At 67.6% G+C, this 15970-nt stretch carries 13 protein-coding genes; 1 reads left to right on the top strand and 12 read right to left on the bottom strand.

Annotated elements, in window-relative coordinates; genetic code table 11:
- The first annotated feature begins 177 nt into the window (after positions 1 to 177).
- On the top strand, positions 178 to 3255 hold the full coding sequence (locus QFZ69_RS10080) for a BTAD domain-containing putative transcriptional regulator (protein ID WP_306917783.1): 3078 nt from the start codon (positions 178 to 180) through the stop codon (positions 3253 to 3255).
- On the opposite strand, the gene QFZ69_RS10085 is transcribed toward QFZ69_RS10080, so the two are convergent.
- From QFZ69_RS10085 to QFZ69_RS10140, 12 genes are all read right to left on the bottom strand, one after another.
- Positions 3182 to 4366 carry a hypothetical protein gene (locus tag QFZ69_RS10085; RefSeq protein ID WP_306917784.1) on the bottom strand — a complete coding sequence of 395 codons (1185 nt, stop codon included), beginning with the start codon at positions 4364 to 4366 and terminating at the stop codon, positions 3182 to 3184. The two genes, QFZ69_RS10080 and QFZ69_RS10085, sit on opposite strands and share 74 nt — an antisense overlap.
- Before the next feature lie 10 nt (positions 4367 to 4376).
- Positions 4377 to 4946: a phage tail protein I gene (locus tag QFZ69_RS10090; RefSeq protein ID WP_306917785.1), complete on the bottom strand. Its 570-nt coding sequence runs from the start codon at positions 4944 to 4946 to the stop codon at positions 4377 to 4379.
- Between the two features lies 1 nt (position 4947).
- Complete coding sequence (locus QFZ69_RS10095; RefSeq protein WP_306917787.1) at positions 4948 to 6897, bottom strand: putative baseplate assembly protein; 1950 nt, start codon at positions 6895 to 6897, stop codon at positions 4948 to 4950.
- Positions 6897 to 7310 (bottom strand): GPW/gp25 family protein, encoded by a 414-nt coding sequence (locus tag QFZ69_RS10100; protein ID WP_306917789.1) that lies wholly within the window; start codon positions 7308 to 7310, stop codon positions 6897 to 6899. The genes QFZ69_RS10095 and QFZ69_RS10100 overlap by 1 nt, the downstream gene beginning before the upstream one ends.
- 82 nt (positions 7311 to 7392) lie before the next feature.
- Positions 7393 to 9216: a VgrG-related protein gene (locus QFZ69_RS10105; RefSeq protein ID WP_306917791.1), complete on the bottom strand. Its 1824-nt coding sequence runs from the start codon at positions 9214 to 9216 to the stop codon at positions 7393 to 7395.
- Complete coding sequence (locus tag QFZ69_RS10110; RefSeq protein WP_306917793.1) at positions 9203 to 10066, bottom strand: peptidase M23; 864 nt, start codon at positions 10064 to 10066, stop codon at positions 9203 to 9205. The genes QFZ69_RS10105 and QFZ69_RS10110 overlap by 14 nt, the downstream gene beginning before the upstream one ends.
- A gap of 17 nt (positions 10067 to 10083) precedes the next feature.
- Complete coding sequence (locus QFZ69_RS10115) at positions 10084 to 10518, bottom strand: phage tail protein (protein ID WP_306917795.1); 435 nt, start codon at positions 10516 to 10518, stop codon at positions 10084 to 10086.
- Positions 10519 to 10526: 8 nt separating this feature from the next.
- Positions 10527 to 13445, bottom strand: a complete 2919-nt coding sequence (locus QFZ69_RS10120) for a hypothetical protein (RefSeq protein ID WP_306917797.1) — start codon at positions 13443 to 13445, stop codon at positions 10527 to 10529.
- 3 nt (positions 13446 to 13448) lie between these two features.
- Positions 13449 to 13607 carry a DUF6760 family protein gene (locus QFZ69_RS10125; RefSeq protein ID WP_306917799.1) on the bottom strand — a complete coding sequence of 53 codons (159 nt, stop codon included), beginning with the start codon at positions 13605 to 13607 and terminating at the stop codon, positions 13449 to 13451.
- Entirely contained in the window at positions 13604 to 14065 is a 462-nt protein-coding gene (locus QFZ69_RS10130; protein WP_306917801.1) for a hypothetical protein, read from the bottom strand. Before QFZ69_RS10130 ends, QFZ69_RS10125 begins: the two co-directional genes overlap by 4 nt.
- Complete coding sequence (locus QFZ69_RS10135) at positions 14062 to 14505, bottom strand: phage tail protein (protein ID WP_306917804.1); 444 nt, start codon at positions 14503 to 14505, stop codon at positions 14062 to 14064. The genes QFZ69_RS10130 and QFZ69_RS10135 overlap by 4 nt, the downstream gene beginning before the upstream one ends.
- A gap of 24 nt (positions 14506 to 14529) precedes the next feature.
- A complete protein-coding gene (locus tag QFZ69_RS10140; protein WP_307000087.1) occupies positions 14530 to 15969 on the bottom strand; it encodes a phage tail sheath subtilisin-like domain-containing protein in 1440 nt (479 codons plus the stop codon).
- Position 15970: the final 1 nt, after the last annotated feature.

Genomic DNA, 15970 nt, shown 5'->3' on the forward strand with positions numbered 1-15970 from the left:
GGCTGTGCCCGCCAAGTCCCTGGCGCCGATCACCCCTTCGGCGGAGTCGAGCCAAAGTGGTCAGCCCACGGTAGGACAATTGTCGCGGAAAGAGGTCACCCACTCGATCCATAGGCACAGGAGCCCTACACTGTAAGCCACGCTGGGGACCCGATCCTTCTGGGAAGCAGGGACGGCATGACAGCCACACAGCACGGGGATTGCATGGGGCCGGAAATCACCGGCCTCGTGCGGCCCCGACTGATCCCCGCCGGTGAAGGCACGTCCAACACGCGGCTTGGGCTCGTGATTGCACCGCCTGGCACCGGGAAAACCACTCTCCTGGCGCACTGGGCGGCGCGGCGGTCCACCACCGTGGCGTGGTACCGATCGAGTCCGGGTGACTCAAAGCCGGGCCGGATGCTGGCACGATTCGCCAGCGCCCTGGCCTCGGCCCTCGATGAGGAATTTCCCCGCACTTTTCCTGAGCTGGAGCTCTTGGCCCGGCGGCTGGACGAGCCGCTCGTCTTCGTCGTGGATGATCTGCATGCCCTGGCCCACACCTCCGCGGAGTCGGAGCTCGAGCGACTTCTCACACTCAACTCACCGCTGGTGTACTTCCTGGTGGGCAGCCGCCGCCCCCCATTCTTCAATTTGGCCAGGTCGGAGCTGCCTGCTGCAGTGACTGTTTGCGGGGACGACTTGCGCTTTCGCCCCAGCGAAGTCGACCAGCTCTTCCGGACCACTTACAAACAACCACTGACTTCCGCAGGCGCCCTGAACCTGACCCTGAGGACGGACGGATGGGCCGCGGCGCTGCACCTCTTCCACCTCGCGACAAAGAACCGATCCTCCGTTGAACGGCGGCGGGCAGCGGAGTCCTTCGGCCCGGCGTCCCGCCATGTCCAGGATTACCTGACACACCATTTCCTGGCCGGAGTCTCCGAGGACATGGAACTGCTGCTGCGCCGCAGCTGCCTTTTCGACGTGCTGACACCCTCCCGTTGCGACGCACTTCTTGAGGGCAGCGACAGCCGGCCGCTGCTGCACCGCCTTGAGCAGCTCGGAGTACTTTCGAGAGAGGACGACGGCGCTACGCTGCGGGTCCCGGAATTGCTTCGGCAGTACCTCGTCGCCACCGTTGACGCGCGGCACGCAGACCGGGACGGCGGCACCCTGGAGCGCACAGCCACGATCCTCGAACGGGAAGGCGCCTTCGGACCGGCGTTGGGCGTGCTGGCCCAAGGCAAGGACTGGGGCAAGGTGCGCAACCTTCTGCAAAGGGCGCGGAAAAATGCGGTGCAGCCTGGGGCGTGCGGATGGGCAGCCCTGATTCCTGCCCCGCTGCTGCGGGAGGATGCCGGGTATGCCGTCGCCGCGGCGCGGCAGTTGCTCGACGACGGTTGCCTGGCAGCCGCCCACAGGACCGCTGCGGAGGTCCCGGCACTGACGAGCGATCCCGAGTGGCTGGCACTGGCCCTGGACCTTCAGCTGACGGCCGCGCGATGGGGCGGGAACGCAGGTGTCGAGGGCCCGGGTCCGGCCGGCAGCCTGCGGGAAGCGGCCCGTGGGAACCCCGGCAGAGCGGCCCGGTCCATGCGCGTCCCCTACCGGCCGCAGGAATTGCTGGCGCAGGGTTTGTCCTTTCTCCTCGGCGGTGATCAACGCTCTGCCCTCGATCGACTGCGGCAGTGTACCGGGCGGCTCGCCGACGAACCGGGGCCCGCACTGGCGGCCCAGCTTGCGCTTGCCGTTTTTGGGCCGGAAACATCTGCTTGGGACCTGGACGCTCCTGCCGCGGAAGTGGACGCCGTGCAGCGGCAGGCTGAACGGCGCGGATTCACATGGCTGGCGCGCCTGGCCCGGGGAGTCCAAGCCGCGCTCTCCGGAACCTCCAGTTGCCAGGAGTCCGTCCGCTCCATCGTCGACAGCTGCCAGCAGCGAGGTGACGAGTGGGGTGCGGCGCTCGTCGCTGCCGCCGCTGCCCTGATGCGGTTGCGGGCGGGTCGCCCTGACGTGCGGGGGTTCGAGGCACTGGCAGGGCGTTTCCGCAGGCTCGATGCTGGCGCACTGGAAGCCTGGGCACAGTCGGCACAGGCGCTGGTCAGTGCCACGCTTGACCTGCCGGGAGCCGCTGAGGAGGCGCGAACTGCGGAAGCATTTGCCCGGGCGGCGGGAGTGCCCGGAGCGCATGCGGTCGCCTACGCCGCTATGGCACTGCAGTGGCCGGAGCACCATGGCGAACTTATGTGTGCGGCCCGCGAAACCGGTGCCTCTGCGGGCTTGATGTGCCGTCCATGGACATGGATAGCACCCGAACCGCGCGCCCGGGCGAGCCAACGCGCCCTGACGCAAGTTTCGGCAATCGGCCCTGCGGATTCTGCCGGCCGGACCCCGGGTGGCACCGCCGTGGAGGTAGTGGCCGGTGCGCCCCAGCCATCCCTGCAGGTGGGCTGCTTCGGCGGATTCACGCTCCGCAACGACGGGGCCGCCGTGGATCTGTCCAGAGTGCGGCCCCAGGCCAGGACCGTGCTCCGGATCCTCTCACTCAACGCCGGCCGGCCGGTGCACCGGGAACGGCTTGCGGGCATCCTGTGGGCAGACTTGGACACCCCCGCAGCACTCCATGCCCTGCAGGTGAGCGTATCCAGTCTTCGCGGTGCCCTCCAGACCGGGTGCCAGGCGGAGGGCCAGCAGCTCCTCGTTCGGCAGGGTGAGGCCTATGCCCTCGTGCTCGCCAGCGGATCGGCCTTCGATCTGGCGGATTTTGACCAGACCCTGCATGCTGCCTCGCGGGCACGGTCCGTGGGAGACCACCCCAGCGCCGCCGAAGAGCTCCGCCGCGCCCTCGAGCTGTATACCGGTGAGGTGCTCCCGGAAGACGGGCCGGCGGAGTGGGTTGCCGACACCCGGGAGAGGTACCGCCTGCGGGCCGCCGAAGCTGCGGCGTCGCTTGCCGGTCTTGAACTCGTTTTGGGGAACCCTGCCAATGCGGCCGCCGCCGCGACCCGGAGTGTCGAGATCGATCCCTGGCGGGACGAATCCTGGCGGACCCTGGTCGAGACATTCCGCCGTCTCGGCGATCCGGCCGCCGCGGAACGCGCGCAAAGGCGTTACGAGCTCATCCTCAACTCCTTGGGGGTACCAGCTTCATCTGGGCCTTTAGGCCCGGCTGAGCCTTTAGGCCAGGCGTCGGGCATCGCTACCGGCCGGCGAACTGGACCTCCGCTACAGACACGCGTGCCCCCGCCGGACCCTTCGATTCCAGGATATTGAGCCTCACGGTGGTGATCTGGTCCGCCCCAAAGTAGAAGTTTTGAGGTGCGGACACATCGCTTAGGTCAACCGTCAGGGAGGACCGGCTTCCATCGTCCCGGGCGGCGATGATCTCCACCTTGGCCGGCCGCCGTTCCTTGTCGAAGTCCTGCTTCACGCTGGAGGCGCCGCCGTTAATGATCACATACGTCAGGCGGAACGGCGTGTCGAAGTCTGCCTCGAGATAGGCAACGCCCGCATCGTCCGCGCCGTTCGAGGCCCAGGAGCGGACAGCGGAGCCGTCGAGCGCCAGTTCCGGTTCCCGTCCCGGTGCGAAGTTCAGAGCCTTCATGGTCCGGGCAGAAACTGGTTTCTCCCAGATTTCGTCCACGGCGCGCATCACGGCGGCGGTAATCACGTGACGGCCCAGGTAGGCGACGCCGCCAAAAAGCCCCAGCACCGTGAGGACCGAGACCGCCCCGGCGGGAAATCTCTTCTGTTTACGCCACTGGGGCCGGGTTCCCGCCGGCAGTGCGGCAGGCTTGCTGCGGCCCAGGAGTTGCCGCCACCACGGCGGAACGGGTACAACGACGGCTTCCTTGAGGCTGGCCCCGCACTGTCGGCAGAAGCTCCCTTCCGGCTTGTTGTCCGCGCCGCACCGACGGCAGGTGAGTCCGCCGGGAGACCGCGGAGCTTCATCGCGCCGCGGGTGTGGCTCAGGCTCGCGGGGAGGGCGGCCGGCCGCCTGACGGGGCTGGCGCTCTTCCAGTACTTCGCCGTGGGGCTGAGCGTTCGCAGTCGCCGTGGCCCCGAAGCTGCCGGGCGCGGACACTCGGGCCCTGCCCGTGATAGGGGGCCCCGGCGTCGGGCCGTCCGGCTGGACCGGGCTCTGACGGTCCCCGGACCCGGTGACCGACGGTCCACGGGCCGGCGTCCCTGGCGGGCCGTAAACTATCGGAAGCTGCGCCGTTGTCACCTCCGGGCTTCGTCCCGTGCCCGACCCCGTCGTCCGCGTCGGGCGCTTTTCCTCCGCCTCGGCGGGCGTCTGCTGCCAGACCAGATAGGCACCGCAGTTGCTGCAGAATTGCTCGCCGTCGTTGTTGCGGGCATTGCAGTCTCCACAGATCAGCATCACGGCCTCCTCAGGAATCGTCAGCCTCAGGGGCTACTGTCGGCACGATCTCCAGGGTGTGGGGAACATGCGCGGGTTTCACGGCATTGATGATGCCTTCCAGGCGACGGAGGTTGACGTCCTCCCGCGCCGCGGCGTACACCCGTACGTGCAGCATCGCGGCCGCCCGGCCGGGCAGTTCCGCCCCAGGTGTGGAGGACCACACGACGCCCCCGTTGTCTTCAACCTCGACGTCCACGACCCCTCCCACGGCGAGCCTGACGGCGTCGGCGACGCCGGGGAGGGTGCCGCGGCGCCGGTGGATCGCGGCTGCATGCGCCACCACGTCGCGGCGCCGTGCCGTGGTCCAGGACTCGTCCAGGCGCACGCCCACCCACTCGGCGAGCCAGTTCAGGAAATCTTCGGGGGCCAAGCGGGGATTCAGGTAGGCGTCAAGACCATCAAGGGTTGTGAATACCGGGGCCAGGGCATCGTCGAAGGCCAGCAGAAACCTCTGGAGGAAAGCATCCTCCTGCAGGACGGCCGGCAGTCCGGCGCCCAGCGGCACCGCGCTGGGCAGACCCTTCACCATGCCACGCATCTCAGGCCCCTTCCGACACCCGAACACGGTGGTCAAAGGAGAACACCAACGCATTCCGTTCCAGTTCAACCCGTTGCAGCGGCTCACCCCGCCGGCCGGTGACGGGATCGGCAGCGAACACCAGCACCTCGTCGACGATTTCGGTTCCGGCCAGCTGTTGAAGCACCGCATGCACTTCGCCGGCCTGCACGGGACGGCCGAACGGCCATCCTCCTCCATCCGGGCCTCCGCTGATCGGGTCAAAATACTCGTAGAGGGCCCGCAGTGCGTCGCGCTTCAGCGTCTCCCGCGACATCCGAGGGCGCGCAGTGAGCTGGGCGACGACGGTCACCCCGCGGTAGTAGGGCGGTTCCACCACGACCCTGGTGCCCACCGGACGGCGTGCATCGAGATACGATGCGACCTCTGAGAGGGTCTCCTCGTCCGGCACCAAGTCCTCAAACGTCAGCCGCCGATCGCGGTTTGGGACGGCCGCAGGAACCACCAGCACCCTGACTCCGCCAGCTTCGTCCGGACCGCCGGCCGGGATGCACCGGACCCGGGCAATGTCCGGGGCGGCGCGCTTCGCCAGTTGCTCGTAGTCTTCGGCGGTAATCGCCCGGTCACGGGTCCTTAAGGCAAGCGGCCCCCGAAGCTTGGCCTGTTCTATTGTTTCGGGAGCCACCCCGCCTTGGGCGGCACGGCGATTCTCCACACTGTTGACAAAGGGGATGCTGGACCGAAGCACCGACAGGGCCCGGGCAGCAACATTGCCGGTCGGGCCCCCGCCCGTACGGTACTGCGGGATCCTCACGGGGCTGCCGACCGGCGGCACGGCACCGTAATGGCGCAGGGAGCCGTCGGGCTCCCGCACTGCCGGGGGAAAGTGGACGATGCCCGCCGTACGGTCGATCGCAATGACGCGGTCCTTCGCACCGCACCCCGCGAACGAGTCCACCTCCGTCCAGGCATCCCAGCCGGAGCCGGATGCGATCTCAACCACGAACGGCTCGCCGCCCGGCACTACGGGGTGCCGCCCCAATTCGAACGACTGGCCCGGGACGCCTTCGGACATCCCGATGACCTCATCGGTGATGGTCTCGGCGTGGACGGCCGGAACGGACCCGCCGATCGTGAATCCCTGTGCGGAACGCACGGTGGGGGAAGCGCTGTAAGGCGGGTACCCGTCCGTCGGGTCCACTACGCGGCATCGCAGCCAGCCGGCGCGGACTCCCCCAAGCAGTGACGCCGCGTGGGTGTGCGGGACGTGGATGACGACGTCGCCTGGCCGGTTGAGCCCGCCGGTCCCGTCGCTGTCGAGCTCGCATGCTGCCCACCCGGCGCCGTCCCAGGCCTCCCAGACCAGCGGCGGATTGCGGGGGTTGACGCCCACGCCCCGGACCTCGCACTCAAAACGCAGGGCCACCGCACACGAAGGCGCCTGATCGTTCAGACCGAGGAGCAGCACCTCCCCCGGCAGGGGCGGCGTGCCGAAGCAGGCGAAGTCCCCGTCCCCCTGCAAAGCCTCGGAATGCGGCACTGGGACGCCCCCGCGCCCCTGCGTCATGACGTAATCCAGCCGCCGGGGCGGCACGGTCAGTTCCCTCGTCGTGGCGAAGACCACCGCCTCGTCATCTTCGGTGCGCCGGGTCGAGACCTCGGTGCCCTTTGGAATCACGACGGTGTCCGGCTGGGGCGCTGACAACCACATCAACAGGTCTACGGAAGCGGCCGTCGGCGGATGCAGGGTGACGCCGAGGAGCTCCAGGAATGCGACGTAGAGGCGGTCCGGTACCCGGTTCAGCCGGTAAAACAGTTGATCGACCATGAAAGCGAACGATTCGATCAGGGTGACGCCCGGATCGGAGACGTTGTGGTCCGTCCACTCCGGGCAGTAATGCGCCACCATGCGTTTGGCGTCGTCCACCAGGTCCTGGAAGCGGCGGTCATCGAGATTTGGTGATGGGAGCATCAGGAAGCACCCTCCTCTCCGTTGCGCGGGATGATGTAGAAGGGGAAGACCAGGTTTCGCGGGTCGTTGGTGCCTCTGATGGTGTACTGCACATCGATGAGCAACACTCCGTCTTCGGCGCCGTCGAAATGCACCAGCACGTTCTCGACGTCGATCCGCGGTTCCCAGCGATCGAGGGCCACGCGGACCGCGTACGCGATGTCGCCGGCCGTTGCCGCGTCCGCCGGCGCAAAGACGTAATCGTGGACGGCGCAACCGAATTCCGGGCGCATGGGCCTTTCCCCAGGGGAAGTCGCCAGGATGAGATGGATGCTCTCCTCGATTTCGCGCTGGTCGCGAACCAGCGCAATGCTGCCGGTCCGGTCGGTGCGCAACGGAAACGCCCACCCGGCACCAATGAACTCCTGTCCCATGCCAGTTCCTCCTCTCGCCAGCCGGACTGCCCTCCGGATTGGGACTCCGGTCCGGACTCAGGGTTCGGAGTCCGGTTCGGACTCAGTTGATCCGCACCAGCCCACCCTTGACCGTGGTTGTCGCACCGCCGGAGAGCTCAGCCGTCGCGTCTCCGGACACTTTGACGCTCGGTGCCTTGAGTTCGGCCGAGGCGCCGCCCGTGATTTTCACGGTGGCGCCCTTCAACTCCAAGCCGGCGGTCGCCTCCACCGTTACTTTCTTGCCCTTGATGGCGACTTCCCCCGTCGTCGTTGTCACCGAAACGTCCTTCTGGGCAGTGACCTTTAAGGGGCCTTCGGAAAAAATCTCGATCCCTGCGTCGGGCTTCTGGACCAGGGAGATCTTCTGCTTGCCGCCGTTGCTGCTCACGGTGAGCTGTTCGCCGTCGGGCGATTCCAGGAACTCGACCAGCATCCCCGTCCGGGAGACAAAGGCGCGCCGTTGGACGGCGCCGTCGGTGCCGCCGATGTGGTCCGCCCACGGTTTGTCCGGCTTGTCCTTGCCGTTGTAGAGCCCGCCAAGGACAAACGGCTGCTGGAAGCTGCCGTGCCCGAAGGCGACGAGGACCTCGTCCCCGACCTCCGGGAGGACGACGGCGCCCCGTGAGGCCCCCGCGCCCGCTTGGACGGTGCGGGCCCACCAGCTCTCGTAGTTGTCCGAGAGGACCGGAAACTTCACCTTGACCCTCCCCTGGTTCTCCGGATCCTTAGCCGCCGTCACCACGGCATTCACGATGCCCGGGAGCGCGGCCGCTTTTCCGCTCGCGCCGGCCGCGACTCCATACATCGACCGCTCAGACTCGTGGCTCACGACGAACGTGGTGAGGTAGCCGCTGTGCGGGCTGAAATCGTGCCGGGATGAGCTCAAGGTGTACCTGCCATCGAAGGGCTTTCCGGCACCCTTCAGCGACACCGCGGTGCCGGCCCGCAGCTTGGGATTTCCGCGGGCGACACCTTCCAGCTCCGCGAAGGCCCCGCTCAGGTGCGAGGCGAGGGCGGCGGCCGCCGCGTTGCACTGCGCGGCCTGCTCGAAGGCCGTTGCGGGGGCAACGTAACGCGGGCTGGTGAACGTCTTGGCCAGGGCCGCGGGCTCCACGTCGGGCAGCTTGGCGCTGAGGGTTTTTGCCGGCGCGACGGCGACAATCGCCCGCTTCGCCGCGACGTCCCATCCCCTGACCTCCACATCAGGCACCTGGTCCGCCGACGTCACCGTTCCGCGCAGGGACACGAGGTTCACACCGCGCTGGAGGACCAGGGGTTCGTTTCTCGCCCCGCCGGTGTCCGCCGGTGCGGTCGCGGCATCGGTGGAGGCCGTGAAGTGCAGCGCGCCCTCGGACACGGTCAGGAACACGCCGGCCTCCACCGCCAGCCGGTGCAGGAAGTCCCAGTCACTGATGCCGTCCTGTGCGACGTGCTGCAGCACGGGGCCTTTGGCGTCGATCCTGCCCGCCTTGATGCCGGCCCGCTGGGCCACCTTGCGGGCGATGTCCGCGGCGGTGCTCTGCAGATAGGCCTCAACGCGGCGCCCGCGGAACAGGCGGTGTGAATGGTCCAGGCCGCGGACAATCGTATACAGGCCGTCGTGGTCCATTTCCGTTTCGAGGGCCGTAACTTCCCCGGACAGCAGGGGGGACGGCCCGCCGGGACCGCTCTGCTGCACGAGCAGCTTGACCGGCACGCCGATGCTGATTCCTGCCTTGTCCAGGACTGTTGAGTGCTCATCGCTGAAGCGAAGCAGAAACAGGTCGGGCACATTGCTGCTGTCATCTACGTAGCCGGATACGAGCCGTGCGGCGATGTCCGGCGGAAGCGGCTGGCCGGCAACTTCCACCAGCAGCATGTTGCTGAATTCTTCACCGTGCGCCACGCAGCACCTCCCTCCCACCGGCAGGGGCCCCCAGCAGCGCCGCGGACGGCAGCTCGCTGACTGCCGGCAGCAGCACAGAGGTGCCGGGCCGCAGCCGCAGGGGATCATCGATCCGGTTCGCGGCCGCAACCGCTCGCCAGAGGGACGCGTTCCCGTATTCGTTGTAGGCGATGCCGGCGAGGGTGTCTCCTTCAATCAGGACATGCACGCGGCGCGGCACCAGGCCGCCCGACGTCGGGTTCTGCTTCGGCGGGCTCCCCGCTATCTCTTCCAGCGTGACCGTGCAGGTGGCCCGGACGGGAAGCCCGGCGGCTGTGAACAGCGTGTACTTCACCTGCACACTGGCCACGTAGGCAAGGAAGCCCGTCAGCTCGCCCCAGCGGAAAAGCACCCAGGGCGGCGATCCCTTGTTCTGCTTCAGGGAGGCATCGGTGGGCACGCAGCAGGCAAATAACTTGTCCACGCGCTGGACCACGGCATCATCCTGCTTTCCCGAGGCGTCGAAGAACATCTCGAGGGTCAGTTTGGAGGGCATGGGGCCGTTGTATTGCGGGGGTCCGGCCTTCTGGTTGGCCTTGGCGGTCTGGCGCGTCCAGGATGCCGTCTTGCCCATGCTCAACTCCTTGGGGTTGAACTGGAATTCGATGCGCCCGATCTGCGGGCCCGCCTTGTCCAGGGAGCCGTCCTTGGACGGTTCATACAATTCCAGGTACGCGTGCGAGAGTTTCAGCGCCCCCTCGCCGCCGGGGCTGGATGAAGCGCCGGCGCTGGAGGCCGCCGCAGCCGGCCCGGCAGCCGGGGCAGCTCCCGCTGCACCGGATGCCCTGGCCGCTACCGCACTGGTGGTCATGTCCAAACTCCTCCGCGCTAGCGCATCTTCGAAACGAAGCCGTGATGGGCGATTTCGAGCGTCTCCATGATGACCTTCGGCTGGTCCGGGTTGAGCGATGGCCCCTTCCACCGCACGGGAACGACGTCGTACAGTTCCCAGCCCGCGATTTTCCGGCCGCTGCCCGTCATCGCCTCGATGATCCCCGTGCAGCGCGTGTACCCGGTGGCCATGTCCGCGAACCACTTGGCGATCTTTTCGGTGTCCCGTCCCAGCGGCCTGGTCAAGGTGATGTTGGGATATTTGAGCCGGGTGGGGAGTTGCCAGATGAAGGAGTTGTTACCACCCTCCTCCCGGGATTCGATCACCACTTCGCAGCCAAGGCCTTCGCAGGTGCTGAACGTCCCCAGTTCCATGTTGTCCAGCGCTACGTGGAACCGGACACTTACGGCAGTATCCACATCCTCGAGCATGATCTTCCTCAGTTCGCGTCGGTCCGCAGACCGCGGCGCTCGCGGTCAAGCAGCATTTCGGCCTTGATACGTCGAATCAGCGGCCCGGCGAGCCGCTTGGCAAGTTCTTCCAGCTGTTCCGGGCTCGCCTGGGCAGCGTTTCCGGCGGCCGTTGCTCCCGCCGGGGCGGCTCCCGCCGAGGCCTGTCCCGGTAGCCCCGGCCCGGCTGTTACCGGCTCCGCCCCCTGAACAGCCGCACCGCCATCCGCCCCTTCCGGTGCGGACGTTGGCGGTATCACCGGAGCCGGTACCGCCGTTGCAGAGTCCGGCGGAGGGATCTCGGCGTCCCGCTGCAGGACATTCTGGTTATGCCCGCGGTCCGCGGACGCGGCGGCGGCCAGGCCCAGGGTCAGCGGTCGTGAGATCGCCGGGCGGGACTCGGTGACTGTCGCCGCCGGCCCGGCGAGGAATACGGCCGGGGCCGGCATTGCGAATCCGGATTCCGGGGCCCAGGGCGAATCCGTCGACCGCGTCGTTTCCGGAACGGCGGTGATGGAGGCACCTGAGCGTTGCAGGCTGACCGACGGCGTCCTGGGTCCGGTGGGTGTTGGGTCCGGCATCGCGGTGCCCGTGGCCGTGCGGGCCAAGGGCCCTGACGCTGGCCACGCGGAAGTTTCCGCAGTGCCGTTGCCCGGCAGTGCAATCGTCCGCTGAATGGCCTTTCCGACGGCCACGCTCGGAGCCGGTGACGCACCCGTCGCCACGTCGAAGATGGCAACAACCTCCGCGTCCGGAGCGGGCGCGCGGTCGCCCGAGGTGAAGCCGGCGTCGGACTCGGTTGAGCCTGGCCCTGCGGCGACGCCCGTGTCGCCGAGCCCGGACCACGCCATTCGGGCGGCAGAACGTTCCTGTTGCGGCCCCATGGCCGGCCGTGAGACTGAGTCGCGCGTCGGGATCGGCGCCACCACCGGCATCGATGCCAGCCGCTGCCACGTCTCCGGAAATGACTCCCCCGCCGCACTGTCCACGACCCGCAGGACAACCGGTCCCACCGAGGTGGGGATTTCCCGGGCTTGCAGAGGGTTCTCCGAATCATGGGCACGCTGGACTTCGGCAACGGACGACGGAATGGACGGGGTAGGGGCCTCGGGCTTCCCGGCGTCGGCTTGGGCGCTGCCACGCGGGCCGTCTGCGGATCTGCTACCGACAAGCATGTGCGGCCGCAATGACAAGCCTGCAGGGGAAGCGTGGTCCTCCACCGGGTCCCCACTCGCGGCCGGGGCAGTGTCCGCGAAATTGCGCTGCAGTGGAGGGCTGCTGTGAGGTTCCGGGCTGTGCTGCAGCAGAGGGTTAGCGGTTTGCGCGGCTCCATCTACCCCGACCGCGTTAGGGCCGGGCGTGGGCGGGCGACCGGCCTCGACGACCCGAAGGTCGTTGGGTGGGACGTCGCCCGGATGTGCCACTAAGCGTTCCACAAGTGGGCGCCCGTGAGGCTCCGCCACTGAGCCGGTATCCGTTTGTTCCCCGAGGTGTGCCTCACCGACGTCCGGACCGCGGCCAACTTCGCCGTCGTCAGTCGGCGAGTCGTCGACGCTGAGGCGGGAGACGATCGGCAGAGCTGGCCCTGTCCCGGTGGTCTGCAGTGCTAGACCACCCTCACCGGCGTGGCTGCGGCCGGCAGGTTCAAGGGTTCCAGCCGGCCCTGCAACTGACAGTAGCGGCGCGGTCTCGTCCTCTGATGGTTCCGAAACCGCTGCTGCGGCCTCGGACCCGAGCTCAGCCTCGGGGAACAAGTCCTGAGCCGAGGCAAGCTGCTCCGCAGGGCGATCAAGGCTCGCCGGATCATCCGTGCCGGCTATGGCCGTTGCTTGCTCGGATGTTGCTTGCCCGCCCGATGCCTCTTGCGCGGTGCCGGCTTCGGTGCCTGGAGGGACTGTCTCCAGGCCGTCATTCTTGCCGCCGTAAACCGCCGGGTGCGGTGTGGGCGGGGCGGGAAGATCGGGTGCCAACGCCCGCTGCACCGGCAAAGGAAAGGGCTCGGGAAAATGACCGGGAGTGGGTTCCGTAGCGGCTGTCAGTTCGGGACCCGGCTCGGAGAAGGACAGCGGCATGCCCAGGCCGAGCCTGGCGCGACGCGGGACCTGCCCGAATGACGGCGTGCTGTCCGGCCCGGACGAGGTCCGCTGGACGGCCGGTGGCGACGGTATCTGAACATAGGTGGCACCCCTGTCGGAGGTACTGCTGTCCTCAAGCCGGGGCGGGCTGGACTCGCCGGGCAGCCTCGACCAAAAGGCTTCGGGTGCCGGGGTTGGCGCAGACGTCTCAGATCCTGGGAGGGAGGCCGCTGGCCCGGTTACTTCGGTGTCCGGAAGTGACCGGGTCAGTGTCATGGGGTCGGCGTCCGGGCCTGAGTCAGAGCGCTGAAGCGGACTCGGGTCAACGTGCAGCACCGGGAAGGTCGTTGGATCCGCGGCCAGCAGGGAACGCCCGTGCGGGGAGCCGCCGTCGAGGGACACACCGTCCGGGGAGCCGCCGTCGGACGTGGAGCGCTGTGCCGTTGCGGGCACGCCGCCGTACCCAGCCGGCGTCGGACGGACCCGAGGCGCCGGCGGCGGAAGCAGCGTCATCTCCCCGGACCCCGACGGGTACTCGGCGGCAGCTGGCACCGGGCCGCCGCCGTCGACGTCGATCACACCCGGCGGCGCCTGCGCGCTGACCAGATGGGACATACGGCCGGTGAAGGACGGATCACCCCAGGAGGAGAGCGCCCCGGCGAACCGTCCGGGATCAGAGGTCAGCTGAACGCTCCCGATGGTGCGTTGCAGTGGCGGCAGGAAGGCCCAGCCGGCGGGCGGAACCCGATCGGCTGCGGCCGTCGGTGCTGCCGGCTCGCGCGGTGCCTCACCGGGCGGATGCTCGGGCCGGTCCCGCTGCCACGGCCACCGCATGGTTCAGCGCTCCTGGCTGAGGCGGGTGTTGATGGCCGCGATCTCACGGACATAGCGAAGCCGCTGCGCGTGTTCCAGGTCCAGGATGTCATCGAGGGGCCAATGGAAGTGATAGGCCACGTACGACACCTCCTCATAGATCCGGTCCGGCGCGTACGTCATGATTCCCCCAGGCGGCCACCGGCGAGGTCGGCGGTGAACCGGTGGGAGCATTCCGGGCAGGAGACCGCGATCCGGGTATGGCCCTCGGCGTTGATCCGCCGGTAGAAGTCCTGGAGGAAGGCGACGTCGGAGGCGAACATGTTCTCGACGACGGCCGAGGTGACGGCTCCGAGAGTGCCGAGGGAGGTGATCACCCTGCCCAGCAGGACCACCGTCGTATAGGCGGCGTTCTCCTGGACCCGGGCGTCATAGAGCGGCAGCAGCTCGTCCCGCGCGGTCGCGAGCCGCATGACACCGGATTTGTGGACGGTCCCGTCCTGGTCCACGTAGCCGCGGGGCAGCTCGAAGCCGAACTCGGTGCGGAGCGGCTGGCGCCCGTTCTCCGCCGTCCGGTCGGCCGAAGCCCCGGACACATCCGGCTCCGGCAGCACCGCGACGCCATGGGTCCGCTGCATCATGAGACAGTGGATTCGTCGTAGCAGATGACGAACTTTTCGGTGGCCTGCTCCGTGGCGCCGGCCTTCAGGGCATTCAGTTCAACGCTCTTCACCCAGCAGTTGACGAAGTTGTAGGTCTTCAGCGTGTCGCCCTTGTAGTCAAGCAGTGCGACGGCGGCAGTCTTGCGTGCCCCGGCGACGTCGCCCTCCATGACGGTCTTGAGCCAGTCCGTGATGGTTTTGCTTTGCGTCAGACCCCGCGTGACGGTCAGCTCCCCCGCCTTGGGCCGGCCTATGAGTTGCCGGACGACATACTTGCCGTCCTTGGTCTGCTGTTTCAGTTCGATCTTGTCGACCTCGGACTTGAGGCCGCTCACCTCGATCACCCTCGGCACTTCGATGCCGTCAATGGTGACCGTGAATCCATTCGCTGATGAGTTGTCAAAATCGCCGAGCGCCATGGTCTTGCTCCTTTTGAACTGGGATTACTCACTCACGAGGCTGGTGCCGCCGGAGAACTGGGACAACTGGAAAATGACGAACTCGGCCGGCTTCACCGGAGCAACACCGATCTGGCAGACCACCTGGCCCAGGTCAATACCTTCGGCCGGGTTGGTCTCCGCATCGCATTTGACGAAGAAAGCCTGCTCGGGGGTGACGCCGAAGAGCGCCCCCTTGCGCCATTCGTTGGTCAGGAAGGCGCTGATGGTGCGGCGGATGCGCGCCCACAGGGCCGGATCGTTCGGTTCGAAGACCGCCCACTGGGTGCCCTGCAGGATGGACTCCTCCAAATAGTTGAAGAGGCGGCGGACGTTCAGGTAGCGCCATTCGGCGTCGCTGGACATGGTACGCGCTCCCCAGACCCGGATGCCGCGGCCGGGGAAGGCGCGGAGGCAGTTGACGCCGACCGGGTTCAGCAGTTCCTGTTCGGTTTTGGTGATCTGGGTCTCCAGGCTCGTGACACCGCGGATCACCTCGTTGGCCGGGGCCTTGTGGACGCCGCGGGTGTCGTCGTTGCGGGCCCACACGCCGGCCATGTGACCCGACGGCGGGATGAACCGGTTTGTGCCAGTGCTGGGGTCGAAGACCTTCACCCAGGGCCAGTAGAGCGCGGCGAATTTCGAGTCGAAGCCGCCGCCGTCCATCCGCCAGTTCTTGATTCCCTGGGCGTTGAGGTTGGGTGGAGGGTCGATGATGGCGACCCGGTCCCCCATCAGTTCGCAGTGGGCGATGACGGCGCTCTGGACGGCCTTGACCGTTTCCGCATCAATCGATCCCTGTTCCAGGGCGGCCATCAGGTCCGGCACGGCAACCATGGTGACGTCGTCGACGGCTTGCAGGCCGCTGAACCCTGTGCGGTCCCCAGCATCGCCGACGTAGTCGTTTGCGTTGAGCGCCTCGGTGGTGGGCGGCTCGGCCTCAGGCTCGGGGGCTACCAGCTGGATGGTGCCCTTGTCCGGCTTCACGACGGCGCCGCCGGTGGCGACTTCCTCGATGGTGACCACCTTCGATTCGGCGCTGACCTTGGTGGCAACATTGTTGGCGCCGCGCTTGGTGGTGACGTTGTCCCAGACCTCCGGTGCTTTGCCCTCTGCGGTGATGACGATCTTGAACTGGTCTTCGGGGGCGTTCTCGCCGCCCGGATCAGCGATTTCGACGGTCACGGGTTTGGGGTTGGCTGCCGCGGATTTGGCGGTGACGCGGTAGCCGCCCAGTTCCGCCATCGGAGCAGCGGTCACAGCTTTCGGTGCCTGCCTGGGTTTGTCTTCCTGCGTTCCGTTGGCGCCGATGCGCACCACGTAGCAGTTCCCGCCGCCGTTGAGGAAGTAGCCGTAGACGGCGTGGGCGAGATACGAACCCGGGATGAAGTCCCCGAATTTCTCGGTGAACTTGGTCCAGTTGGACACAAGAGTTGGCTCGTTCACC

The sequence above is a fragment of the Arthrobacter sp. V1I7 genome (assembly GCF_030817015.1).
GTDB lineage: Bacteria > Actinomycetota > Actinomycetes > Actinomycetales > Micrococcaceae > Arthrobacter.

Coding starts and splice junctions, on each gene's coding strand:
- QFZ69_RS10080 (WP_306917783.1), top strand. CDS start 178: ATGACAGCCACACAGCACGGGGATTGCATGGGGCCGGAAATCACCGGC.
- QFZ69_RS10085 (WP_306917784.1), bottom strand. CDS start 4,366: ATGCTGATCTGTGGAGACTGCAATGCCCGCAACAACGACGGCGAGCAA.
- QFZ69_RS10090 (WP_306917785.1), bottom strand. CDS start 4,946: ATGCGTGGCATGGTGAAGGGTCTGCCCAGCGCGGTGCCGCTGGGCGCC.
- QFZ69_RS10095 (WP_306917787.1), bottom strand. CDS start 6,897: ATGCTCCCATCACCAAATCTCGATGACCGCCGCTTCCAGGACCTGGTG.
- QFZ69_RS10100 (WP_306917789.1), bottom strand. CDS start 7,310: ATGGGACAGGAGTTCATTGGTGCCGGGTGGGCGTTTCCGTTGCGCACC.
- QFZ69_RS10110 (WP_306917793.1), bottom strand. CDS start 10,066: ATGACCACCAGTGCGGTAGCGGCCAGGGCATCCGGTGCAGCGGGAGCT.
- QFZ69_RS10115 (WP_306917795.1), bottom strand. CDS start 10,518: ATGCTCGAGGATGTGGATACTGCCGTAAGTGTCCGGTTCCACGTAGCG.
- QFZ69_RS10120 (WP_306917797.1), bottom strand. CDS start 13,445: ATGCGGTGGCCGTGGCAGCGGGACCGGCCCGAGCATCCGCCCGGTGAG.
- QFZ69_RS10125 (WP_306917799.1), bottom strand. CDS start 13,607: ATGACGTACGCGCCGGACCGGATCTATGAGGAGGTGTCGTACGTGGCC.
- QFZ69_RS10130 (WP_306917801.1), bottom strand. CDS start 14,065: ATGATGCAGCGGACCCATGGCGTCGCGGTGCTGCCGGAGCCGGATGTG.
- QFZ69_RS10135 (WP_306917804.1), bottom strand. CDS start 14,505: ATGGCGCTCGGCGATTTTGACAACTCATCAGCGAATGGATTCACGGTC.